Origin of the sequence: Methanothermobacter tenebrarum (assembly GCF_003264935.1) — an archaeon.
GTDB lineage: Archaea > Methanobacteriota > Methanobacteria > Methanobacteriales > DSM-23052 > Methanothermobacter_A > Methanothermobacter_A tenebrarum_A.
The window spans coordinates 60308-83052 of record NZ_QLOE01000002.1 but is presented as its reverse complement, the minus strand read 5'-3'; the positions used below and the strand labels follow the sequence as shown (position 1 = coordinate 83052).

Below are 22745 nucleotides of genomic sequence, written 5' to 3'. Positions count from 1 at the left end.
TTTTAATGGATGAGGAACATGCTCAAAAATTAGCTATCATGAAACAGGATATGGAAATAGCAAATGCAATGTCCAATATAAAGCATAAAATTGTGGTGATGAGCGGAAAAGGCGGAGTAGGTAAAACCACAGTCACGATAAAACTTGCAGAAGCTTTCAAACAAGAAGATTACAAAGTATGCATTCTAGATGCAGATCTCCACGGCCCCAATGTTCCAAAGATGATGAATATTAAAAAAGCAGATATCACATTAACAGAAAACAAGATAAACCCCGTAACTAAGGCAGGTATCGGCGTCGTGTCAATAGAATTCTTCCTACCATCAGAAGATAGTCCCATAATATGGAGGGGGCCGAGAAAAACAGGCGCCATAAGACAATTACTTGCAGATGTTAACTGGGATAATATCGACATTTTACTCGTTGATAACCCACCAGGAACAGGTGACGAACCACTCACAGTTCTACAATCAATTCCAAATATTGATGGCGTGATTATCATCACAACACCCCATGATGTTTCACTCCATGATGTGAAAAAATGTATCAACATGGTTAAAGAATTAAAAATCCCTATCATAGGGATAATCGAGAACATGTCATATATCCAATGCCCTAAATGTGGCGAAAAACTCTTTGTTTTCGGCAAAAATGGTGGAAGACTCTTAGCTGAAGAATTCGGCCTCTCACTCCTAGGCAGAATACCATTAGACACAAGCATGGGAAAATCCAAGGAAACTCCCACAATAGACTCATCCAGGATATCTGAAAATATAATAAAAAACATAGGAATAGGAGGGTTTAAATGAAAATAGCTGTAGCATCTTCTGGAGATGATATTAAATCAGAAGCCAGCCGCTTTTTTGGGCGTGCACAATTTTTCATCATAGCTGAAATAAAAAACGGGAAAATAGAATTTTTTAAGAGTGTGGCGAATTCAGCGACTTCGGAATCTAGCGGGGCCGGTATAAAAGCCGCTCAGCTAATCGCAAATGAAGGTGTGGATGCTATAATATCCACTGCTATCGGTCCAAACGCATTTGAACTTTTGAATAATCTAAATATAAAAATTTACAAATCAACCCAAGGATCTGTCGAAGAAAACCTAAAACTCTTCAACCAGGGAAAACTCCAAGAAGTGACATCTCCAGCCACCACACGTGGAAGAAGAGGTGGTAGAATCCTCTAAAAGGGTGATGGGCATAAAACCATTGAGGGTGGCTATAACCGGTGGAAAAGGCGGTACTGGGAAATCAACTATAGCATGTTCCCTTGCACTTTCCCTCGCAGAAAAATTCAAAGTTTTACTTGTAGACGCTGATGTTGAATGTCCAGATGACCATATAATCTTATCAGTAAAACGGGAAAAAATAAAGGAAGTCACGATTCCAGTACCATCATTTGATCATACAAGATGTCTCATGTGCGGTAAATGTTCTGAAGCATGCCGAGAACATGCAATAGTCCATGTTCATGGTCATTATCCTATTTTTATCGAGGACAGGTGTAATGGGTGCGGTGCTTGCATCCTAACGTGTCCAAATAACGCCATAGGAACCTCTGAAAAAGTCATCGGTTCAGTATATGAGGGCTTTTTAAATGAAAAATATCCAAAAAGACTTCGAGAAAATTTCACACTTATATCTGGAGAAGCAGAGGTTAATCTTGCATCTACTGCCGCTATAGTTGACGCGACAATAAAAAATTCTCATGATGTGGACATTATTATCATTGACACAGCAGCCGGTGTGCACTGTAACGTGATACACGCCCTTATAAAAAGTCATATCGCCTTCGCAATTACAGAACCAACACCATTAGGGGTCCATGACCTAAAATTAATCCTTAAATTGTTGAAAAAACTTGGCATAGACTCGAATATCGTTCTTAATCGTGCAGGGATAGGTGATGATAACATCATATACAATGTCTCCAAGGAATCTGGGATACCTGTAGCGGCTGAAATACCTTATTCTGAAACTATTCTCCGAGCCTATTCGAAGGGAAAACCATTTAAAATCCAAGGGATAACTGATATCATGAAAGTGGTTGAATCACTAATGGTGTTAACGTGAAGGAGATATGCATCCTCTCAGGGAAAGGCGGCGCGGGAAAAACCAGTATAACAGCTTCAATCGCTATTTTACTCGCCAAGAGGAAAAATATTATCGTTTGTGATTGTGACGTGGATGCGCCAAACCTCGCACTTCTTCTCGGCAACCACAAGAAACTTTACTGTGAAAAGATAAGCGCCTCCGAAAAGGCATTCATTTTATCAGAGCGTTGCAAATCTCATAAAAAATGTTTAAGCGCTTGTAGGTTTAAAGCCATCAACTGGGATGATAAGACATCAAAACCAAAAAATTAACAAGTTCCTCTGTGAAGGATGTGGAGCATGCACATATACATGCCCTTCTAATGCCATAAAAATCCGTCCAGTAGATACGGGTGAAGTATGTTTATCAGAGACAAATTATGGCTTCAGTATTGTAACTGGCCAATTAAAGCTTGGTGAGGCAGGATCCGGGAAAATCGTGGATGCTGTGAGGAGAAAAGCCTCCGAAATCTGTGAATCAGAAGATATGGAGTTAATACTTTTAGATTCTGCTGCAGGCATCGGATGTCCAGTAATATCATCAGTAAAAGGAACAGATCATGTCATTATAGTAGTTGAACCTAGTATAGTTGCATTAAATGATTTTAGAAGGGCGCTTCAGCTTGTCAGACACTTTGAAATTTCACACAGTTTAGTGATCAATAAATGGGATATAAACGAGGATATTACTAGAGAGATTGAAGATTTTGCTGAAACAATGGATATCCCAGTGCTTGGGAGAATACCCTACACTGTCAGCTTTATAGAGGCGCTGGTTAATTTAATACCAGCAGTATTATATGACTATGAATTGGAAAAATCATTTAATGATATAATTGATAATCTCATGGGGATAATATGAAATTCCTCAAGGAGGGTGAGAAGGCTGCCAAATATTCTACCTATGCGAACATATTCCTAATGCTAATAAAGGGTGTTGTAGGCCTCTTATCGGGTAGTTTGGCGTTAGTAGCTGATGCTCTTCATTCACTTGTGGATATTTTTGCTTCTGCTTCTGTTTTCATAGGATTGAGGCTTTCGCAGAGAAAACCGGATGAAATGTTCCCTTATGGGTATTATAGGATTGAAACCTTCGCGTCATTAATCGTTTCCATAACGATTATAATAACCGGCTTTGAAATTGGTATGGAATCATTTTCATACATATTAAACCCATCAAGGCTTATGTTACCATTTCTGGCTTTATTTGTAAGTATGGTATCAGTTTTTGTCTCCTATTTTTTCGCTGTTTACAAGAAGAGGATAGGAAAGAAGATAGGCTCACAGGCACTTATAAATGATGGGAGGCACAGCTTCTTGGATGTAATATCATCTATGGTTGTGTTCTTTGGTATACTCCTTGAATATCTTGGTTTGAGAGGATTTCAAGGTTTTGCAGGGATCCTAATAGCGATTCTGATCATCTATCTAGGATTAAAACTTGCCAGATATGACATACTAGTCTTACTTGATGCTTGTATTGACCAGAAATCGCTTCAAATCTTAGAAGAGACTGTACTTGGAGTCAAAGGCGTGAAGGGCATCCATGATGTTAAGGTCAGACGATCGGGGCCTTATTTGTTCGCGGAACTCCACCTTGAACTTGAGAGGGGGATGCCTCTTAAAAAGATAGAGGAGATAATCTCACAAGTAAATGATAGGGTCAAGGAGAAAATTCCAGCGATGGATCATCTTATAATACAACCAGAAACCTTACCTAAGGATTATATGTTGATCGCAGCACCTTTGGAAGATAATAGAGGCTTAGAGTCGACTATCAGCTCACATTTTGGGAGGGCGAATTATTTCATCATAGCATCAGTAAAAGATGATAAAGTCCAAGATTTTAAAATAATAGAAAATCCTGGAAAGGACTTGGAAAAAAAGAGGGGCATAAAAGCTGCGGAGTTGCTAAAAGATGAGGAGATCGATGTGCTCATAATCGATCATTTGTCAGAGGGTCCGGCATATGTTTTATCACAGCATATACTTGGCACGACAAAACCAGAAGGAACATCATTAGGAGAAATAATATTAAACGCCTATAAAAAGTTTAGATAAGACCTTTTATCATGGCCGTTACGGTTCTAATATGCTCTTCTTGGGATTTAACCTCGTCGATGATGGATTTAAATAGCTTATCTGTTACTGGGACTGGAATACTCCTAAATACATAGGAGTCTAAAAGGAATTTGAAGGCTCTCTCTGCCGCGAGACTCTTAAATCTACCATCAATAGAGTCCATGTAAACTGGATTCTCATGGAATGGAAGCTTTTTCACTTCCTCTGCAAGGGCCGTTCCTGGTATTGGCTCGGCTATACTCACAAAATAATCGTCTAGCATGAGTTCATCTGCAAGTTCGAGTGTGGCCTGGAAGTCCTCCTCTTCTTCTCCTGGATAGCCCACTATAAAAGATCCGGCGACTTTCACTCCATGCTTTCTCGCCATTTCAACAGCCTCTGATACGTCATCAACGCTTATACCCTTTTTCATCTTCTTCAGGATTTTAGGGCTTCCTGATTCGATTCCATAGTATATCCAGCCGTTGGTGTAACGTGCTATGGTCTCTAGGATGTCATCGGTTACGAGATCTACTCTTATATCAGGGATTGTCAAGTTTATGGGTCTTGTGAGTTCACTAACTTTTTTTAGGAGTTCTATGAACGCATCTTCATTTATGTTTTTAAATTTTCTGCTACCATAAAGCGTCCCTGTACCCCCACTTATGGCTATTCTCCTCGCACCTTTCCTCATGAACTCCTTGACTTCTTCTATTATGCTTTTCAGGCTCCTACTCCTGACTTTTCTGCCGAAGAAGCAAGGTACTTGGCAGAATGTGCAGTTACCCACGCATCCTCGGTGGGTTTCAATGTAGACGTTAGCCCCTCTTATATTCTCCTTTGATATGTCAGATGGTATCAAGGGTAATGGATGTTCAATAGAATCTTCTTGTGTGGAGGGCGTGGCTATTATTTCATCGTCTTCTTTGAACGCTACACCTGGGATGGATGTTTTCTCCCGCTTACCCTCTAAGTATTCTATTATCTTGTCTATTTTGTCTTCTGCCTCCCCTCTGACCACAAGGTCTATGTCAAGGTACCTGAATATTAGTTGTGGATTTGTGCTTACTGGGCCTCCGAGCACTTTGAAGGCTTTTATCTGGTTGATCTCTCTTCTATACTTGATAAGGTGGATCGTTGAATGCAAACTTATAAAGACAATATCCGCCCTGGGATCTTTAAAGTCTTTCTGTAGTGTTACATCATGTCCCAGATCTTTTAAGATTCCCGCGACTATCATTGAACCGTAATTGTAGAATTCGGGTGTTATAACCACTATTTTCATCCTCGTCTTACCCCGAAGAAATTTATGGCTTGTATGAGCTCGTAGAATCCTTCCATTTCCCTTTCGATGACATCGTATTTTGTTAGGGTTCCGCTCATTTCACCATCTACTGTTAATTTGTCAGGGCCTCTTGCTATTATTCTGTCTGTTCCGTCACGTGTTAGGATTTTTTCGGCTTCTTTTTCGTGTACGAATGCTCTTCCGGGTATTATGACGGTTTCTTTGATTTGTGAGAGGTCTACTTTTTCCAGGTCTTTTCTTGTTATTAGGCATCCTATGTCCTTTTCTGTCGGGTAAACATTGACGAGGTCCTGGGCTCCAAGATTTTTTATTATTTTCTCTATGTATGGTGCTGCTACTTTTCCTGTGAGTATTGTGGCCTCTGCTTTTATCTTTGGGAGTATTTCAAGGTATTTTTTGTTTTTGTCATCTGCAAGGGCGAATGGTGTCTTGTTTTTGGGGTCGCAGACTGGCGTGCCTGTGACTCTTAGGTTGAATTCTTTGTCGATTTTTCTTACCAGTTTTTCGAATTCATCTATGGGGTGTGGTTCTATTCCTTCGAGTATTGGATCGTTACCTAGTATGATCCCTTGGTTTCCGTAGTTGGCGAATCTCATCATGATTAGGGCTTTAGCCCCCCATTCTTCTAATTTGGCGCATGTTTCTAGCAGCTCATTTCCATCATTTATACCTGGGATTATGACTGCTGCTGCATGGACTTCTATTGTTTCGCAGAATATTTTCAAGGCTTCTAGGGATGCTTCTGGTTTTTTGTCTCTCATCCATTCTCTTCTAAGTTTTGGGTTGCAGGAAAATACGGTGAACGTGACCTCATCTACTCCGTTGTTGATTAGTCTCGTGGCGATTTTTGGGTCGTCTATGCCCTTTCCACTTGTATAACCTAAGTGTATTGGTATTCCAAGGTTTTTAAGCCCCTCTGTCAGTTCTTGGAGGTGTGGGTAACAGCTCACGTCCCCGCCACCACTTATGTTAATTTTTAGGTTCTTGTCTTGGGGTTGTGTCATCATGAGGGTTGTTTGAACATTACTTAGGACGAAGAATGGTGGTAAGAATTCGTTTTTGCGTTCGGCAACTTCCAAGGTGCATGTTTCACATCCGACCCTGTTTGGCGGGCAATTCTTGCAACCTAATGGTGGGAAGTCTTTAACACCTTTAAAATAGCAGTATTTGCAAAATCCTCTGCAGTCTATTCCTGGTCTGCCACCGACGTCAGCCATGATTTGCATGATTATTATCTTATCATTTTAGTGATAAATAATTTATCTAAGGATGGAAAAACTGTGAAAAATATTGAAAATGTTAATAATTCTATACATAGCCCTATTTTCTTATTTATAAATTTTTCGACTTGAATTAAAAAGAAACCTTAATTAAACATGTTAATAAGAGATATACACCGTATACTATGCAAGGTTTAGATGAACGATCTTGGACATCCCCGGATGTCCAACTTGCATAGTATACAAAACTAATTGTTAGGAGGGAAAAAATGGCGAAGTTTGAGGATAAGGTCGACTTGTACGACGACAGAGGCAACCTCGTCGAAGAGGACGTGCCGGTAGAGGCCTTAAGTCCTCTCTGGAACCCAGCAATTCGAAGAATCGTACAAGGCATTAAAAGAACAGTAGCCGTCAACTTGGAAGGAATCGAAAACGCGCTGAAAACAGCAAAGGTAGCAGGACCTGGATGCAGAATACCAGGAAGAGAAATGGACCTTGACATCCTAGGAAATGCTGAGGCCATAGCAGAATCCGCAAAGGAGATGATACAAGTCTCCGAAGACGACGACACAACAGTAGAACTATTACATGGCGGAAAGAGAGCGCTCGTACAAGTACCAAGCACAAGATTCGAAGCTGCTGCAGAATACTCCGTAGCACCATTAGTAACAGCTAGCGCATTCGTACAAGCCATAATCAAAGAATTAGATGTTAGCATGTACGACGCCAACATGGTCAAAGCAGCAGTACTCGGAAGATACCCACAATCAGTCGAATACCTAGGAGGTAACATAGCCACAATGCTAGACATACCACAGAAACTCGAAGGCCCAGGATATGCCCTAAGGAACATTCTAGTCAACCACATCGTAGCAGCCACACTCAAGAACACAATGCAAGCAGCAGCACTATCATCAATCCTAGAACAGACAGCAATGTTCGAAATGGGTGACGCAGTAGGAGCATTTGAAAGATTGCACCTCCTTGGACTTGCATACCAGGGAATGAACGCAGACAATCTCGTATACGACCTAGTTAAAGAAAACGGAAAAGAAGGAACAGTAGGTACCGTAGTAGCCTCTGTTGTTGAAAGAGCACTCGAAGATGGTGTGATAAAAGTCGAGAAAGAATTAGATGGCTTCAAAGTATATGGAACAGATGACATACCACTATGGAACGCCTATGCTGCAGCCGGTCAAATGGCCGCTACAATGGTCAACCAAGGCGCAGCAAGGGCAGCACAAGGTGTATCATCAACACTACTATACTACAACGACCTAATCGAATTCGAAACAGGACTACCAAGCGTAGACTTCGGAAGAGTAGAAGGTACAGCAGTAGGATTCTCCTTCTTCAGCCACTCCATCTACGGTGGTGGTGGTCCAGGTATCTTCAACGGAAACCACATCGTCACAAGACACAGTAAAGGGTTCGCCATACCATGCGTCGCCGCTGCAATGGCACTAGACTCAGGAACCCAGATGTTCTCCCCAGAAGCAACATCCGGACTAATTAAAGACGTGTTCAGCCAAGTAGACGAGTTCCGAGAACCACTCAAATTCGTAGTGGAGGCTGCCGCCGAAATAAAAGATGAAATCTAGATGATCTCACCCAAGATTGGGGGCAAAGAAACTAATGGACATTGAAATATTCCCACACAGACTCCTCGGGGCCGACACAACCGAGAAACTCCTTAACGACCTTGAAGAAATCGAAAGTATAAAGAGGATGGTCATACAAGGTCAGAGACTCCCCCCAGCAGAGGAGGGGCACCCTGACCGTCGAATGATCAAAATCAGCGGCCAGGAAGTCGAACTACAAGTGAAACCTGGTCGAGTACTATTAGAAGTCGAGGATGAAAGCGCAATCGATGATATAAAGAAAGTCTGTGAAGAACATTTACCATTCGGATTCGAAGTTCACATAGGAAAATTCATAAGAACCCAGAAAACAGTAACCGATGAACTAAAGTATGGAGAACTCCTTGATGAGATCCCAGATGAACTCATCGGTTTAACAGACCCAAACGCCAGGTTAACTGAAAGGGCCACAATAATAAAGAAGAAAAAGGAGAAAAGGGAGCAGTAGATGATCGGAAAGTGCACACATGTTGTTGACTGCCGAGAAACAATGGGTATGGGTGAAGGAGGTGGCATAGCCCAGAGAGGAACCTTCGCCCAATGTGGAAGTGAAGTCCTTGCAGTTGCAATGTCCCCTGGCAGACGCCACATAACAAAGCCAGTCTGTGAGATAACATTCGCACTCCGTGAAGCTAATATAATGACAAGCACACTAGTATTAAACGCAGGGGCGGGAGTGCCCCAAGATGCTCCGACAGCAGGTGCAGGAAGCTTATTCGGACTCACAGATCAAGAAATTGAACAAATGAAAAGACACAAACTCCTAGTAGTACACCTAGGAGGAGTGAAACATCACATAATCTACAAGGCTAGGCTCATACTAAGGAATGTAGATCGTCCTTGCATAGTAATATGCGAATATCCCGTCGACTTCGAGGACTTCGCGAAGATAGGTGTTAAAACGAGGGTTGTCATGCCAGAAGAACCCAAAACAAAGGGTACAATAGTTGATATAATCAGTGGGGTTATTAGAGGAGAAACATGCCCCCAAGAAAAGTTGGATGAGATCATTAGAAAGGTTAAGTTAGCATTAGGAGGTGCATGATATGGCACAATTCTATCCCGGCAAAACCAAGATTGCCGAAAACAGAAGAAAATTCATGAACCCTGAAGCCGAATTAGAAAAATTGAGAGAAGTCTCAGATGAGGACGTGGTATGGATCCTAGGACACCGAGCACCTGGAGAAGAATACCCAAGCGTACACCCACCACTCGAAGAATTAGATGAACCAGAAGACCCAATAAGGGAACTTGTAGAACCACTAGACGGTGCCAAGGCAGGTGACAGGGTCAGATACATCCAATTCACAGACTCAATGTACAATGCACCAGCCCAACCATATGTAAGATCCAGAGCATACCTCTGGAGATACAGAGGGGCTGATGCAGGTACACTATCAGGACGACAAATTATCGAAACAAGAGAAAGAGACCTTGAAAAACTCTCCAAGGAACTTATCGAAACAGAATTCTTCGACCCCGCAAGAAGCGGTATAAGGGGTAAAACAGTACACGGACACTCACTAAGATTAGACGAAAACGGTATGATGTTCGACATGCTACGAAGACAAGTCTACAACCCAGACACAGGCAGAGTAGAAGCAGTTAAAAACCAGATCGGAGACGAACTAGACGAACCAGTAGACCTAGGAGAACCACTAGATGAGGAGACCCTAAAAGAGAAAACCACAATATACCGTGGAGACAACATAGCATATCGTGACGATGAACCCGTAGTAGAAGTAACCCAAAGAATCCACGTCCTAAGAAGCCAAGCAGGCTTCCTACCGGAAGAAATAAAATAGGAGGGGAGGTGTGAAACATGGCTGAAGAAAAATTATTTATGAAAGCATTGAAGAGGAAGTTCGAAGAGGACCCAGAAGAGAGACAGACCAGCTTCTACAAATTCGGCGGCTGGAAACAATCAGAGAGAAAAAGAGAATTCGTAGAAGCAGGTAAAGAGATCGCCAAAAAACGTGGAATACCCGGATACAACCCAGACATTGGTACTCCTCTAGGACAGAGGGTACTGATGCCATACCAGGTATCCACAACCGACACATTCGTAGAAGGTGACGACCTACACTTCGTAAACAATGCAGCAATGCAACAATTCTGGGACGACATCCGAAAAACAGTTATCGTAGGATTAAACCACGCTCACGCAGTCATAGAAAAGAGGCTGGGTAAAGAAGTTACACCAGAAACCATAAACCACTACCTTGAAACAGTCAACCACGCAATGCCAGGTGCAGCAGTCGTCCAGGAACACATGGTAGAAACACACCCAGCATTAACAGCTGACAGTTACGTTAAAGTCTTCACCGGTAACGACGAAATAGCAGACGAAATAGATGACGCATTCCTCATAGACATAAACAAACAATTCCCAGAAGACCAGGCCGAACAACTCAAAGCCGAGGTCGGAGACGGAATCTGGCAAGCAGTCAGAATACCCACAATAGTCTCCAGGACATGTGACGGTGGTACCACAAGCAGATGGTCAGCAATGCAGATCGGTATGTCAATGATCTCCGCATACAAACAATGTGCAGGTGAAGCCGCAACAGGAGACTTCGCATACGCTGCAAAACACGCAGAAGTCATCCACATGGCAACCTACCTACCAGTAAGACGTGCAAGAGGTGAAAACGAACCCGGAGGATTAGCCTTCGGATTCCTCGCAGACATAGTCCAATCAATGAGAGTAAACTACGATGACCCAGTACGCGTTGCACTCGACGTAGTCGCAGCAGGTGCAATGCTATACGACCAGATCTGGCTAGGCTCATACATGTCAGGTGGTGTAGGATTCACACAATATGCTACAGCAGCATACACAGACAACATCCTAGACGACTTCACCTACTATGGTAAAGAATACGTCGAAGATAAGTATGGACTTGCAGAAGCACCAAACACCATGGACACTGTATTAGATGTGGCAAGTGAAGTCATATTCTACGGCCTAGAACAGTATGAGGACTACCCATCCCTACTCGAGACACAGTTCGGAGGATCACAGAGGGCAGCTGTCGCAGCAGCAGCAGCAGGCTGTTCAACAGGATTCGCAACAGGAAACTCACAGACTGCATTAAGCGGATGGTACCTATCAATGTACCTGCACAAGGAGCAGCACGCAAGACTCGGATTCTATGGATACGACCTACAAGATCAGTGTGGTGCAGCTAACGTCTTCGCAATAAGAGGAGACGAAGGCCTACCATTAGAGGCAAGAGGAGCCAACTATCCAAACTACGCAATGAACGTCGGACACCAAGGTGAATACGCAGGTATAGTCCAAGCAGTACACGCTGCACGTGGAGACGCATTCTGCTTCAACCCACTAGTCAAGATAGCATTCGCAGACCCCAACCTAGTCTTTGACTGGACCAACGTACGTGGAGAATACGCTAAAGGTGCTCTAAGAGAGTTCGAACCAGCCGGTGAAAGAGACCTCATCACACCAGCAAAATAATCACACCCAAAAGAAGAGTGTAGAGGTGTATTACACGTAGGAGGGCCCCCATGTCCCCCCGCGTGTAATACACCTATTTTTTTATTACTAAAGGAAAGAGGAGGAACAAAAGTATGGACTTTATTAGTTTAGGTGTACTGGCTTTGATGAGCGCAGCTGCAACCATAGCAGGCGCTGCTGAAGACCTAGAATCTGATGTAGGATCCCAGAGTAACCCAAACTCACAAGTCCAGTTAGCACCCCAAGTAGGACACTTACACCGTATATTCAATAAGGCAGTATCTGGGGAACCAGTAGCTTATGGTTTATGGGCTGGTATCGCAGGTTCGGTAGCATACGTGTTCATAGGCGCTCATATCCCTGTGATCATCTCAATAGCCCTTGGAGCGGTTGTAGCTGCAATGGTTCACTCAATATATGCTGTAACCTCCCACATGGGTAGGATTGCAAGCCAATCTCAATTTAATCAGCCTTTATTCCTCGACATACTCGTCGAGCATATAGGCCCCATTGCAGGCCATGGATTTATCGTGACATTTGGTATTGTAGGATTATCATATCTCATGACATTACCACTTAAAGGACTTGGCCACCCATTCCCATTGCCATTACTTGCAGTGTTATGGGGTATCACAATAGGGGCCATTGGTTCATCAACTGGAGACGTCCACTATGGTGCCGAAAGAGAATACCAGCATTACCCATTCGGTGGTGGCGTGCCAGTAGCAAACCATGGTGACATAACAACCAAGGCGGAGCTTGGAGCCAGGAATTCAATGGATGTAGTCAACTTCTGCGCTAAATATGGAGGACCAGTCACAGGCTTCTGCTTCGGACTCATAGTATTCTTCAGCTTCTGGACCACAATAGTATTTGGTCTACAGGGTGGGATAATCGCAGGCCTTATAATAGTCCTGTTGTTGATAATCCTAAACAATAAGATAGAAATGTTCGCAAGAAAGAATTACGGACCCTACAAGGAGAGGGAGGAATAGATAATGGATCCATTAACATTAATAGGAGCAATTACAGTTGGAGGAATACTTGTAGGTGGAGGCGTTCATTTCGTGCCTGTAGGAGGAGCCCCAGCTGCCATGGCAACAGCAACTGGTGTGGGTACAGGTACTGCTATGCTAGCAGCCGGTGCAGGTATGACTGGACTGATAACAGCAGCGGCAATGACAGGCCAGAACCCAATATTGATACTGGCTGCGGGGGCAGTTGGTGCCATGTTAATGCTAGGTATAACTATGCTTTTTGGTAACCTAATTTACGTATTTGGTGTAGGTACAATCCCAGTATCAGCAAAGGTCGACAGAGACCCTATAACAAGGCTTGAACAGAAAGACTATGTAACCCCAGGTACAGAAGGTCATGGCCTCCCAACAGTCTGCTTTGTGAGTGGTCTTATAGGAGCAGCTCTCGGTGGAATAGGAGGGGGCCTAGTATACTGGGCGCTACAACAGGCACTACTCGCATCCTATGGGATGTTAGGAGCAGCTACAATCGCAGGGATATTCGCTGTGGGCGTGTTCTTTATTAATGCTGTGATCGCATCCTACAATATTGGTGGTACAATCGAAGGATTCCATGATCCCAAGTTTAAGAGAATTGGTAGAGGCATATTAGCCTGTCTAGTCGCCTCCCTAGTAGCCGGAATATTCTCAACATTATTGATTGGAGGTGTATTCTAAATGACAGTAGCAGCTGGAGGCCCTACAGCCGCGGCGATCCCGGAGAGCAGATTGTTAGTCCTTGGGATTGTAGGCGGCCTTGTGGGGATATACTTATCTAGTGTTCCTATTATTGGAGCGTTACTCGCATGTCTTGGTGCAGTTTGTGCCATAGTATGGGGTGCTGATGCTATTAGAAGAGTTGCAAGTTATGGTCTTGGTACAGGGGTACCATCTATAGGGTACATGTCAGTGGCCATTGGTATAGTAGGAGTAGTTGCTGGTGTAGCCGCTCCTATGGTAGTAGCCGTTCCCGAGATGGCAATACCTATTATAGGTTTGATACTTGCAATGATACTCGGAGCTGTGGTAGGATTTTTAGGCCGGAAGGTCTTGAAGATGAAGATCCCCATACTTACAAGATGCACTGCAGAGATTTCAGGAGCCGCTGCATTATCTCTCTTAGGGTTTATAATAGCCCTATCTGGTAATTACATCATGAAACCAATGGTAACTTCAGTTATGGCTACGGGATTCATCGCTTTGCTGTTCATATTAGATACCATGGCTATCCAGCATCCATTTAACGCATGCCTCGGACCGAACGAAAACCAGAGAAGAACCCTTAAGCTAGCAGCAGCATGCGGATTCCTTTCAATGGCCGTGGTAGGATTACTATCAATTTCAACTAATCCCAGCTGGTGGCTCGTATTACTCATCGGCGCCATAGGATGGTTAATAGCTTTCAGAGCATTTATCAGCGCAACCTTTGAAGACGCAGCTTCTGTTAAGTGGACTGGATTATGGCCTAAGGAGGAAGAATTCGAATAAAAGGAGGATATGGAAATGGTGGACATGTTACCCTTGATTAAGGTTGTCCCTGAATTTAATTATAGCCTGGATCCTTCCACTGGTGTGATAGGGGCGGCCGTCGGAAGAGAACTCCTAATATTATCCATGGATGAGATAAATGAACAGATAGCTGCTTTAGAGGCCACGGCAGATGATCTTGTTAATTCATTGGATCCGAGCACAGTACCAGAAGGATCATATCCTGGCAGGGAGGGTGTATACCTCACCGCGGGTAAACTAACCAACATAGTCTATGGTTTCATCCTTGGCATGATCCTGCTGTGCGCCTTGATATTCTTATAGGAGGTGTTTTTTGTGGTTGAGAAAAAGGCTCCTGCTGAGGGTTGGCCTGTTGTGAATGGTGATTATGTTGTGGGTGACCCTGAGAGTCCTGTGGCCGCGGTGACTCTCGCCAGCCATATTGAGGATGTCCCTCATGAAGCTGGTGCCGCTATCGCCGGACCTTGTAAGACAGAGAACATCGGTATTGAGAAGGTTATTGCTAATGTGATCTCCAATCCTAATATCAGGTTCCTTGTACTTTGTGGTTCAGAGGTTCAGGGCCATATTGTGGGTCAGAGTCTTGCAGCCCTTTACGAGAATGGAGTGGACCCAGAACAGAACAGAAAAATCATAGGAGCTGATGGTGCAATACCCTACATTGAAAACATACCAGATGAGGGCATAGAGAGATTCCAGAAGCAAGTAGAACTCGTCAATATGATAGACGTTGAAGACCCCGAGCAGATCAAGGCGAAAGTCAAAGAGTGCATAGAAAAAGACCCAGGAGCATTCGAAGAAGAGGCAATGGTAATAGAAGTGGAAGAAGAAGCTGAGGAGGAGGTTGGTGAAGAAGTCAGGCCCGTGGCAGCGGAAACAGCACTCATAGAAGCTAGGATGAGGAACATACAAACACAGGTTAAAATGATAGGTTCCACCAATCGGATGTTCGCAGGCATGTACTCAGGGAAAGTCCAGGGCATAATGATAGGCTTGGCCTTCACATTAATCCTAGGATTGCTATTAATGATATAACGGAGGTAATAGGAATGGTGATCAAATTATCAAGTAAACCAAATGTCCGGGGTATAAAAAATGTCACAGAGGACATAAAGTACAGAACTCAATTAATCGGTAGAGATGGCCGATTATTCGCGGGCCTAATAGCCACTAGGATAAGCGGAATCAGCTATGGTCTCATCATAGCATTTATCCTAGGGCTGATAATACCTCTACTAATGTCGTACTTAAAGGTACGTGGGGTGATCTAATTGGCAGAGGAAGAAACTATAATACCTCGCGTGATGGTATCTGCTGAGGAGTTCAACAAAGCTAATGAACGCCTAGACGATGTCGAAGAGAAAGTTGAATTCGTAGTCGGGGAGTATTCCCAGAGACTAGGCCAGCAGATAGGTAGGGATGTTGGAATCCTATATGGTATAATCATAGGCCTTTTAATCCTTTTAGCTACAAGACTTTTATTTGCAGGATTGATAAAATCCCTACTGGGATTCTAAAATTAATTATTTGGGAGGTATAACATGTTTAGGTTTGATAAGGAACAAGAAGTATTTGACATAGCAGGTGTTAAAGTTGGAGGTCAACCTGGAGAATATCCAACAGTCCTAGCTGGAACAATATTCTATCCTGGGCAGGACATTTTTGAAGATGAAAAGAAGGATATTTTCAATAAGGAGAAGGCAGAGGCCCTGATAAAACTTCAGGAAGAAATGTCCGACACGACTGGTAATCCTTGTTTCGTAGGTATACAAGCTGAAGATGGCGAGGCAATGGCTAACCATATAGACTTCGTCGTTGAAGTTACAGATGCGCCATTCCTCATAGACTCAACAGTTGCTGATGCAAGACTTGCAGGGGCTGCCCACGCCGATGAAATAGGAGTAGCTGACAGGGCCATATACAATTCTATAAACATGTCAATTGATGATGATGAAATTGCAGGGTTAAAGGATACTGGTGTGTCATCTGCTGTAGTTTTAGGTTTCAATGCCCAGGACCCCAGTGTTAAAGGCAGAATCGCCATATGGGAAGATGGTGGGGGCATGATCCATAAAGGATTGTTAGAAATTGCAGCAGAATGTGGTATTGACAAGCCACTTATGGACGTTGCAGTAACACCATTGGGTGCAGGTGCAGGACATGCAGTAAGAACAGCCTTTGCTGTGAAGAGCAAATGGGGTTATCCTGTTGGCAGCGCTATCCACAATGTACCATCTGCTTGGAATTGGGTGCGAGACTTTAGAAAAGAGCACAGAGAGGTTTGGCCTGTCTGTGATGTGGGCTCCAATTTCATACAGCAGATGACAGGCTCAGATTGGATATTTTATGGTCCAATAGAGAATGTGAGGATGGCTTTCGCGGGTTGTGCCATGACTGATATCTTCATATGCGAAGCAGCCATGGACTTAGGCACAGAACCCCAAACAGAGGACCACCCATTCTATAAGCTACTTTAAAATTTTGGTAGCTTTCCCTTTATTTTACTTTTAATATTTTTTTTTTGAATAAATCGTAACGTTTAAATTTGATTAGTTGTAACGGTTTTTTTGTGGTGATATCTTTTGATAGTGGAAGTTATCCTAGTTGTTGCGTTGGTCATATCATTGATTATAGTTATAAAATCTGCTAATGTCTTCGTAGATAACCTTGTCGAAATTGGGGGCGTACTCGGGATATCAGAGATTATACTTGGGGTTACGGCATCTGCAATTGGAACTTCTCTGCCAGAATTTGGTTCGGCGGTCATAGCATCCCTTTCTGAGAGCACAGCGATTGGGGTGGGTTGTGTTATAGGATCTAACATTTGGAATATCGCGGGCATACTAGGTATTTCGGCTATAGTAGCAGGGAAGATAGGCACTGAGGCAGCTGGCCTTAAAAGGGATTTCACAGTCACGCTTTTAACAGCCGTTATATTAGTATTATTCATGTTATTGGGTGATATTGGTAGGGTCGCTGCCTTTTTCATGATACTGGTATATTTGATTTATTTCTGGCGTCTTATAAAAGCCCAGAAAGATTATAACATGGAACATGAAAGGGATGGGAAAAGAAGAAAATTAAACCCTAAAATTGTCCTTTTAGCAGTTCTTGGATTCGCAGGGCTTGTAGTAGGATGCAGGGTCCTAGTTTATACTGCTGTCGAACTTGCGAGGATAATGGGCGTCCCTGAAATGATAATGGGCTTATTCACACTCGCCATCGGGACAAGCATACCTGAACTTGTTGTGACACTATCATCTGCAATTAAAGGACTCCATCATCTATCACTTGGAACCGTGCTCGGAAGTAACACATTTAATATCCTTATAGGTATAGGAGTCCCCGCACTTATAAAAACGATCCCAGTTGATCCACTATCCTTGAGATTAGATGCTCCAGTCATGATAATTGTAACAATACTCCTTGTATTATTAATCAAACAGGGAAACATGAAACTTAAAAGGAGCGGGGGCATAATATTATTCGCAGTATACATACTATATGCATTTATCAGATTATATGGTGTTTGATATGTATAGGAAGATTCTTGTTGCTACAATGGGAGAATACATGGATGAATTAATAGAGCATACCCTCGACCTACTCCATGGTAGGGAAGCAGAAGTCATATGCTTATATGTTGTTGACACATCAGTACCATTCCTAACGCCAAGGAAAATCAAAGAAATGATGGTAAAAGAATTGCGCCAAAGAGGAAAAGAAATAATAGAAGATATGAAAAAGGGCATTGACGGCCCCCAGAACCCAAACGTAAAATTTAAGGGCGTGATAAAAGAAGGAGACCCTGCTGATGAAATCGTTAAATTTGCAGAAGAAGAAAAAGTCGATGTTATCGTGTTGGGAACCGGTAAAAGTCTCGTTGACAAACATTTACTTGGAAGCGTGTCCGAAAAAGTTGTACATTACGCTCCCTGCACTATACACCTCGTAAGAACAGTATAGGCCACCCATTTTATTATTATAGGACCCTTCAAATTGTTTTCTCCAAAAAATTTATATCTAATGCTATTAAATCCACTAAATGTTTAGATTTGGGGGTATCCAATTTGTCATTGCTGAAAAGATTATTCGGTCCTAAACCAATAATAGCCAAAAGTAAATATAAGACCATAGAAGAAATAAAGGCATCACCATTCACAAAAAAGACCGTGGGCTCCGGCTACGCGCTAAACCCAGACGTATATTACATAGTAGCATCAGTAGAACTAGGTAACACCACCACTAAATGTATATTAACCGCAACCAACCTTAATACAAGTCGAAGCTACCTACTAGATAAAACAGTGAACATGACAAGGGACATAAGACCCCCAAAACCCGGAGAAGAAGTCTTCGGAAAAACAGTATGGGGCGTTGAACTAACAAAAGAGTCAGTAGCCGAACTCGTAAGGGACACGATCTTAGAATCGGCCAAGAGGGCCCGAATAGACATAGAAAAGGATCTTGATTTCGTGGTAAGATCTACTGGTGTTACAGCAGGGTTCGCATCACCCAAAGATGTTGGCCAACTCATCATAGCACTTGCGGAAGGATGTCTAAAGGCTGGTATACCACCAAGGAAGATGGCACCAGCTCTTTCAGTTGATAATCTACCCCCACGTTTAAGAAAATTCTCACTACTAGATAAAGTGATATTTGATGGTGCTGTGGCAAGTGTGATACCACCCACTGGCAGGCAAGTGGTTGCTAATGAAATGGAGGGCGAATTAGTTACAGCAGGGATAAAAATAGGGGCTAAATGGACAAAAATAGATTACAGGAACCCTTGCGTCTCCTTAGATTTTGGCACAACACTCGCAGGACGTATAGTAAACAGCGCAGAACCCTACGCGAGAACCATCGGAAATTTCTGCGGGCTTGCAGGGGCCATACCTGACGCCCTCATAAGGGGAACCGAAATGGTTGACAAGGAAGGCGGAGCAGCCATAGACCTTTATAAGAAATCCATCCTAAAAGGTGCTAATTGGAAAAAAGCGCGCGAAAACGCCGAGATGGTCCACGAGAAGGTAATAGATATAAGAAAGGTACCTGAAAACCGTAGAAGATTCGGCACAGTCCCTGTAGATCCCGAGGCTGCCTATGAGGCCGGTACAACACTCATAGGCTGCGACGCTGGAAAGAATGGTGACAAACTTCCAGAACTTACAGAGATCGGCCATGAAATATACCAAGAAGATGGTATACACACATTATTCGCGACCCTAGATTATGTGAGCGCACTTATAGCAAAAAGGCTCATAGACGAGGCCTTCGAAGAAGGAGTTATAGAAGAAGGTTCAGTCTTGGGGGTGACGGGAAGAGCAGGCATAACAGGTGAAAAACCAAGACTAATACTAGAATATGTTAATAAAAGGTTTAAGGATGTCGTGTTTGTATCAGATGCCCTTGCCTTGGGAGCTGCTGTAATGGCCCGGTGCATGAATTCCATGGGCACTCCACACACACCAATAGGTGGCAGACAAGGAGGACCATGCATACTTGGGATGAGGAGGAAAATACAACAGAAAAAAGAGGAAAAATGGATCGAATAGAAGCTGTTGTAATGGCAGGTGGAAGAGGCACACGCCTCAACCCAGAACATGAAAAACCACTCACCCCAGCAGGGGGAAAACCCCTCATAGACCATGTACTAGAAAACCTTGAGGGATCAGAGAACATCCAAAGTATAACAGTTGCAACAAGTCCAAACACTCCAAAGACGGAAAAACATGTGAAAAGGTTAGGATATAATATAATCCGCACCAGTGGCCAAGGCTACATAGAAGATTTAGGGGAGATATTATCCTATTTCGAAAAAAAAGGCGATTATATCCTATTCATTATAAACGCGGACCTGCCATTGGCAAGCTCTTCCATCATTGATGAAATAATAGAACATTATAAAGCTTCTAAGTTTGAGGCTCTCACTGTTTTTGTACCAGTTAAAGTTTACAAGGATCATGGTCTCATACCACCTATTTCATGGAAGGGTATGGTGCCAAGCGGGGTAAATATATTAAGGAGTAAAAATAAGATACAAAAACAAGAAATTTTGAAGATCCCAAGATTGGAACTTGCAATAAACATAAACACCCCCAGGGATCTTATAGCATTCAAAAGGATACTAGGTGATGATATTGGAAGATAAAAGTCTAATAAAGGGAGAAGAAAAATATTGGAGCGACATTAAAGGTTATCAGGTCGCTACGAACAATGCTAGGATACTCGGCGAACTCGAAGAACTCATAATCAACGATAAAACCGGTAAAATAACAGACATAGTCATAAAAGTAGAAAAAGGGAGGAATGTCACAGTAAAAGGGGCGAAGAAAAAGGGTGACCGCCTATTCGTACCATTTGGGAAGGTGGAGAAAGTTGGAGAGTTCATAATAATAGCGGAATAACAATTCTACATCCCCTTCAAGCTCATATCAAGCATCCTCTTCGTCTCTTCCGCAAGTTCTGGTGGTAAACCTTTTATATCCATGCTAAGGAAACCCCTAACTATCATAGACGCTGCTTCTTCCTCTGTCAAACCCCTAGATGTTAAATATAATATTTCCTCTTCGGCGATTTTCCCAACAGCCGCCTCATGGGACATTTCAAGGTCTGTTGCACTACCCACGAGTTCAGGGACGGCATATATCATGGAATCATCAGATAATACAAGACCATGACATTCTAAATGCCCTTTAACCTCTGGAACTCTGCCTGCAAGATGACCCCTTGAATATATCTCTGATTTATCCTTTGAAACAGCCCTTGAGACTATCTCGGCACTAGATCCCTTACCCTCAAGGATGACTCTAGAGCCCATATCAAGTACGGATTCCTTCCTACCCCCAAGGATTGACTGGAAAACAACCCTAGAATTTTCACCCGTACAATAAGCTGTTGGGTATGATTGTATACTCTTAACAGGACTTGTGAGTATATAATTGTTTATGAAAGTTGCATTATCCCCTACCATAATACCTGTTCTTGGCCTCACCTCTACTTGTTCAGCCCAATTGTGGACCATTGTATATGTGACCCTGGCACCTTTCTTTATATAGAATTCCGTTATCCCAAGGTGTAGTGCTGAGCTCACATCTTCTCCTGTGGCGCAGCCAGTTATTATATGGAGTTCAGAATTTTCCTCTGCGATTATAATATTATGGAGTGTCTGCATAACCCTTTCGTCGCCTATGAACATGCAAGCTTGGAGTGGGAATATCTCCCTTGAATTTGGTTTAGATCTTATGAAGTATCCGCCTATATTCCCCTCGGATTCTCTCAAAGCTGTGTGTGCAGTGTACTTGTCGGTGTCTGGTGCTACAACCTTCCACATGTAATCTTTGAGCCAATTGTATTTCTCTAGGGCGACGTTTAAGCCCATTATCTCAACTGCCTTTGAAGCTTGACTTGAGTATATCCCTGTCTGGTCTAATTGTATGAACGTGCCCGCCCTTTCTTTTTCTGTGGGGTCTACACCGACTTTCAATAGTGTTTCTCTCATCTTCTTCGGCACTTCGGTCGCCTTGTTGATCCTTTCATGTTCTCCTGCTTCCTCTTTTATGAACTTTTCAAGGTCTATGTCATGACCGTATGGTGATTTTTTCTCCTTTGCCTTTTCAGCTTTCTTTATTGTGTCTGGAAACATCTAAGACACCCTTTAAATCCTTCTGTTCTTATATCCTCTAATATTTCATCGGGGTTTCCTGTGCAGGCTATTTTACCATCTAAGAGAACATGGGCTATATCGGCTCTTACGAAGTTCAGTATGTAGCCGAGGTGTGTGATGAGGAGACCTGCTTTTTGTCTTTGTCCTGGTTTTTTATCCTTTTCTAGTAGTGTGTTGATCTCCTCTGCGATCAGTTCAACATTTTCAATGTCAACTCCACTATCTGGTTCATCAAACATTATAAAGTCGGGTTTCTGGGCTAAGAGTTGCAGTATCTCTGACCTTTTAACTTCACCACCTGAAAAACCCATGTTAACATCTCTTTCAAGGAATCTTTCATCAAATTTCAGCTTCTTGGCTACTTCCATTATCTCAGGGTTTAATTCTTCTTCGACTGTTTGTCCATTTTCTATTTTGAGCAGATCGACGAGTTTAACGCCACGGATTGGTGGGGGGTTCTGGAAGCTCACACCTATACCCATCCTAACTCTTTCTGTTGTGGACATGTCTGTGATGTCCTTTCCTTTGAATATTATCTCACCCCTTTTAACTTTATACTTGGGAAAGCCGAGGATCGTCATAAAAAGTGTGCTCTTCCCGGATCCATTAGGTCCTAGTAGAACATGGGTTTCCCCTTTGTCTATGTAGAGGTCTATATCCTCGAGGACTTCTTTCCCATCCACTTCAACTGCTAAGTCTGTAATTTCAAGGAGCATGTTAAACCACCACTATTACCTTATAGACTCCATGATAT

Annotated in this window: 28 protein-coding genes; 24 read left to right on the top strand and 4 right to left on the bottom strand. The window is 42.9% G+C overall.

Translation table 11 applies throughout. From position 1 onward, the window contains the following. Positions 1–5: 5 nt before the first annotated feature. The 6 genes from DPC56_RS01890 to DPC56_RS01865 are packed head-to-tail and all read left to right on the top strand — an operon-like array spanning position 6 to position 4156. A complete protein-coding gene (locus tag DPC56_RS01890) occupies positions 6–809 on the top strand; it encodes an Mrp/NBP35 family ATP-binding protein (protein WP_112093383.1) in 804 nt (267 codons plus the stop codon). Beyond that, positions 806–1189 (top strand): NifB/NifX family molybdenum-iron cluster-binding protein, encoded by a 384-nt coding sequence (locus tag DPC56_RS01885; RefSeq protein WP_112093382.1) that lies wholly within the window; start codon positions 806–808, stop codon positions 1187–1189. Before DPC56_RS01890 ends, DPC56_RS01885 begins: the two co-directional genes overlap by 4 nt. A gap of 7 nt (positions 1190–1196) precedes the next feature. Next, a complete protein-coding gene (locus DPC56_RS01880; RefSeq protein WP_112093381.1) occupies positions 1197–2075 on the top strand; it encodes a nucleotide-binding protein in 879 nt (292 codons plus the stop codon). Beyond that, positions 2072–2368, top strand: coding sequence for a nucleotide-binding protein (locus DPC56_RS01875; RefSeq protein WP_181454360.1), 297 nt, complete (start codon positions 2072–2074; stop codon positions 2366–2368). The genes DPC56_RS01880 and DPC56_RS01875 overlap by 4 nt, the downstream gene beginning before the upstream one ends. Beyond that, positions 2340–2957, top strand: a complete 618-nt coding sequence (locus tag DPC56_RS01870; protein WP_112093379.1) for a 4Fe-4S binding protein — start codon at positions 2340–2342, stop codon at positions 2955–2957. Before DPC56_RS01875 ends, DPC56_RS01870 begins: the two co-directional genes overlap by 29 nt. Continuing rightward, positions 2954–4156 (top strand): cation diffusion facilitator family transporter, encoded by a 1203-nt coding sequence (locus DPC56_RS01865; protein ID WP_112093378.1) that lies wholly within the window; start codon positions 2954–2956, stop codon positions 4154–4156. Before DPC56_RS01870 ends, DPC56_RS01865 begins: the two co-directional genes overlap by 4 nt. Here DPC56_RS01865 and DPC56_RS01860 read toward each other — a convergent pair. Together DPC56_RS01860 and mmp10 are read right to left on the bottom strand one after the other, a co-directional pair. Further along, positions 4149–5441, bottom strand: coding sequence for a methyl-coenzyme M reductase glutamine C-methyltransferase (locus DPC56_RS01860; RefSeq protein WP_112093377.1), 1293 nt, complete (start codon positions 5439–5441; stop codon positions 4149–4151). The two genes, DPC56_RS01865 and DPC56_RS01860, sit on opposite strands and share 8 nt — an antisense overlap. Continuing rightward, entirely contained in the window at positions 5438–6688 is a 1251-nt protein-coding gene (gene mmp10, locus DPC56_RS01855; protein WP_112093376.1) for a methyl coenzyme M reductase-arginine methyltransferase Mmp10, read from the bottom strand. The genes DPC56_RS01860 and mmp10 overlap by 4 nt, the downstream gene beginning before the upstream one ends. 263 nt (positions 6689–6951) lie before the next feature. Between mmp10 and mcrB the strand changes: the two genes are divergently transcribed. The 18 genes from mcrB (at position 6952) to DPC56_RS01765 (ending at position 20732) form a co-directional block, all read left to right on the top strand. Continuing rightward, entirely contained in the window at positions 6952–8283 is a 1332-nt protein-coding gene (mcrB, locus tag DPC56_RS01850; RefSeq protein ID WP_112093375.1) for a coenzyme-B sulfoethylthiotransferase subunit beta, read from the top strand. Positions 8284–8317: 34 nt separating this feature from the next. Further along, on the top strand, positions 8318–8770 hold the full coding sequence (gene mcrD, locus DPC56_RS01845; protein WP_112093374.1) for a methyl-coenzyme M reductase operon protein D: 453 nt from the start codon (positions 8318–8320) through the stop codon (positions 8768–8770). Further along, positions 8771–9367: a methyl-coenzyme M reductase I operon protein C gene (mcrC, locus tag DPC56_RS01840; protein WP_112093373.1), complete on the top strand. Its 597-nt coding sequence runs from the start codon at positions 8771–8773 to the stop codon at positions 9365–9367. Between the two features lies 1 nt (position 9368). Next, positions 9369–10127, top strand: a complete 759-nt coding sequence (gene mcrG, locus DPC56_RS01835) for a coenzyme-B sulfoethylthiotransferase subunit gamma (RefSeq protein ID WP_112093372.1) — start codon at positions 9369–9371, stop codon at positions 10125–10127. A gap of 17 nt (positions 10128–10144) precedes the next feature. Beyond that, a complete protein-coding gene (gene mcrA / locus DPC56_RS01830; protein ID WP_112093371.1) occupies positions 10145–11800 on the top strand; it encodes a coenzyme-B sulfoethylthiotransferase subunit alpha in 1656 nt (551 codons plus the stop codon). A 113-nt stretch (positions 11801–11913) separates the two neighbouring features. Beyond that, positions 11914–12795, top strand: a complete 882-nt coding sequence (gene mtrE / locus DPC56_RS01825) for a tetrahydromethanopterin S-methyltransferase subunit E (RefSeq protein ID WP_112093370.1) — start codon at positions 11914–11916, stop codon at positions 12793–12795. 3 nt (positions 12796–12798) lie between these two features. After that, positions 12799–13494 (top strand): tetrahydromethanopterin S-methyltransferase subunit D, encoded by a 696-nt coding sequence (gene mtrD / locus DPC56_RS01820; RefSeq protein WP_112093369.1) that lies wholly within the window; start codon positions 12799–12801, stop codon positions 13492–13494. After that, positions 13495–14304 (top strand): tetrahydromethanopterin S-methyltransferase subunit MtrC, encoded by an 810-nt coding sequence (gene mtrC / locus DPC56_RS01815; protein ID WP_112093368.1) that lies wholly within the window; start codon positions 13495–13497, stop codon positions 14302–14304. Positions 14305–14322: 18 nt separating this feature from the next. Beyond that, a complete protein-coding gene (locus tag DPC56_RS01810) occupies positions 14323–14628 on the top strand; it encodes a tetrahydromethanopterin S-methyltransferase subunit B (RefSeq protein WP_112093526.1) in 306 nt (101 codons plus the stop codon). 12 nt (positions 14629–14640) lie between these two features. Next, positions 14641–15360: a tetrahydromethanopterin S-methyltransferase subunit A gene (gene mtrA, locus DPC56_RS01805; RefSeq protein WP_112093367.1), complete on the top strand. Its 720-nt coding sequence runs from the start codon at positions 14641–14643 to the stop codon at positions 15358–15360. A 17-nt stretch (positions 15361–15377) separates the two neighbouring features. After that, the gene (gene mtrF / locus DPC56_RS01800) at positions 15378–15596 is read left to right on the top strand and encodes a tetrahydromethanopterin S-methyltransferase subunit F (protein ID WP_112093525.1); all 219 of its coding nucleotides are present in this window, start codon (positions 15378–15380) and stop codon (positions 15594–15596) included. Beyond that, positions 15597–15842, top strand: coding sequence for a tetrahydromethanopterin S-methyltransferase subunit MtrG (mtrG, locus tag DPC56_RS01795; protein WP_112093366.1), 246 nt, complete (start codon positions 15597–15599; stop codon positions 15840–15842). A 24-nt stretch (positions 15843–15866) separates the two neighbouring features. Next, on the top strand, positions 15867–16802 hold the full coding sequence (mtrH, locus tag DPC56_RS01790; protein ID WP_112093365.1) for a tetrahydromethanopterin S-methyltransferase subunit H: 936 nt from the start codon (positions 15867–15869) through the stop codon (positions 16800–16802). Between the two features lie 105 nt (positions 16803–16907). Then, positions 16908–17858, top strand: a complete 951-nt coding sequence (locus DPC56_RS01785) for a calcium/sodium antiporter (protein WP_181454359.1) — start codon at positions 16908–16910, stop codon at positions 17856–17858. A 1-nt stretch (position 17859) separates the two neighbouring features. Beyond that, on the top strand, positions 17860–18291 hold the full coding sequence (locus tag DPC56_RS01780) for a universal stress protein (protein WP_112093364.1): 432 nt from the start codon (positions 17860–17862) through the stop codon (positions 18289–18291). A gap of 104 nt (positions 18292–18395) precedes the next feature. Next, positions 18396–19880: a methanogenesis marker 14 protein gene (locus DPC56_RS01775; protein ID WP_112093363.1), complete on the top strand. Its 1485-nt coding sequence runs from the start codon at positions 18396–18398 to the stop codon at positions 19878–19880. Further along, a complete protein-coding gene (locus DPC56_RS01770) occupies positions 19868–20476 on the top strand; it encodes an NTP transferase domain-containing protein (RefSeq protein WP_112093523.1) in 609 nt (202 codons plus the stop codon). The genes DPC56_RS01775 and DPC56_RS01770 overlap by 13 nt, the downstream gene beginning before the upstream one ends. Continuing rightward, positions 20466–20732: a PRC-barrel domain-containing protein gene (locus DPC56_RS01765; protein ID WP_181454358.1), complete on the top strand. Its 267-nt coding sequence runs from the start codon at positions 20466–20468 to the stop codon at positions 20730–20732. The genes DPC56_RS01770 and DPC56_RS01765 overlap by 11 nt, the downstream gene beginning before the upstream one ends. A 5-nt stretch (positions 20733–20737) precedes the next feature. On the opposite strand, the gene DPC56_RS01760 is transcribed toward DPC56_RS01765, so the two are convergent. Continuing rightward, positions 20738–21970: a SufB/SufD family protein gene (locus tag DPC56_RS01760; RefSeq protein WP_112093361.1), complete on the bottom strand. Its 1233-nt coding sequence runs from the start codon at positions 21968–21970 to the stop codon at positions 20738–20740. Beyond that, on the bottom strand, positions 21952–22707 hold the full coding sequence (sufC, locus tag DPC56_RS01755; RefSeq protein ID WP_112093360.1) for a Fe-S cluster assembly ATPase SufC: 756 nt from the start codon (positions 22705–22707) through the stop codon (positions 21952–21954). The genes DPC56_RS01760 and sufC overlap by 19 nt, the downstream gene beginning before the upstream one ends. Between the last annotated feature and the right edge of the window lie 38 nt (positions 22708–22745).

Coding starts and splice junctions, on each gene's coding strand:
- DPC56_RS01890 (WP_112093383.1), top strand. CDS start 6: ATGGATGAGGAACATGCTCAAAAATTAGCTATCATGAAACAGGATATG.
- DPC56_RS01885 (WP_112093382.1), top strand. CDS start 806: ATGAAAATAGCTGTAGCATCTTCTGGAGATGATATTAAATCAGAAGCC.
- DPC56_RS01880 (WP_112093381.1), top strand. CDS start 1,197: ATGGGCATAAAACCATTGAGGGTGGCTATAACCGGTGGAAAAGGCGGT.
- DPC56_RS01870 (WP_112093379.1), top strand. CDS start 2,340: ATGATAAGACATCAAAACCAAAAAATTAACAAGTTCCTCTGTGAAGGA.
- DPC56_RS01865 (WP_112093378.1), top strand. CDS start 2,954: ATGAAATTCCTCAAGGAGGGTGAGAAGGCTGCCAAATATTCTACCTAT.
- DPC56_RS01860 (WP_112093377.1), bottom strand. CDS start 5,441: ATGAAAATAGTGGTTATAACACCCGAATTCTACAATTACGGTTCAATG.
- mmp10 (WP_112093376.1), bottom strand. CDS start 6,688: ATGCAAATCATGGCTGACGTCGGTGGCAGACCAGGAATAGACTGCAGA.
- mcrB (WP_112093375.1), top strand. CDS start 6,952: ATGGCGAAGTTTGAGGATAAGGTCGACTTGTACGACGACAGAGGCAAC.
- mcrD (WP_112093374.1), top strand. CDS start 8,318: ATGGACATTGAAATATTCCCACACAGACTCCTCGGGGCCGACACAACC.
- mcrC (WP_112093373.1), top strand. CDS start 8,771: ATGATCGGAAAGTGCACACATGTTGTTGACTGCCGAGAAACAATGGGT.
- mcrG (WP_112093372.1), top strand. CDS start 9,369: ATGGCACAATTCTATCCCGGCAAAACCAAGATTGCCGAAAACAGAAGA.
- mcrA (WP_112093371.1), top strand. CDS start 10,145: ATGGCTGAAGAAAAATTATTTATGAAAGCATTGAAGAGGAAGTTCGAA.
- mtrE (WP_112093370.1), top strand. CDS start 11,914: ATGGACTTTATTAGTTTAGGTGTACTGGCTTTGATGAGCGCAGCTGCA.
- mtrD (WP_112093369.1), top strand. CDS start 12,799: ATGGATCCATTAACATTAATAGGAGCAATTACAGTTGGAGGAATACTT.
- mtrC (WP_112093368.1), top strand. CDS start 13,495: ATGACAGTAGCAGCTGGAGGCCCTACAGCCGCGGCGATCCCGGAGAGC.
- mtrH (WP_112093365.1), top strand. CDS start 15,867: ATGTTTAGGTTTGATAAGGAACAAGAAGTATTTGACATAGCAGGTGTT.
- DPC56_RS01780 (WP_112093364.1), top strand. CDS start 17,860: ATGTATAGGAAGATTCTTGTTGCTACAATGGGAGAATACATGGATGAA.
- DPC56_RS01770 (WP_112093523.1), top strand. CDS start 19,868: ATGGATCGAATAGAAGCTGTTGTAATGGCAGGTGGAAGAGGCACACGC.
- DPC56_RS01760 (WP_112093361.1), bottom strand. CDS start 21,970: ATGTTTCCAGACACAATAAAGAAAGCTGAAAAGGCAAAGGAGAAAAAA.
- sufC (WP_112093360.1), bottom strand. CDS start 22,707: ATGCTCCTTGAAATTACAGACTTAGCAGTTGAAGTGGATGGGAAAGAA.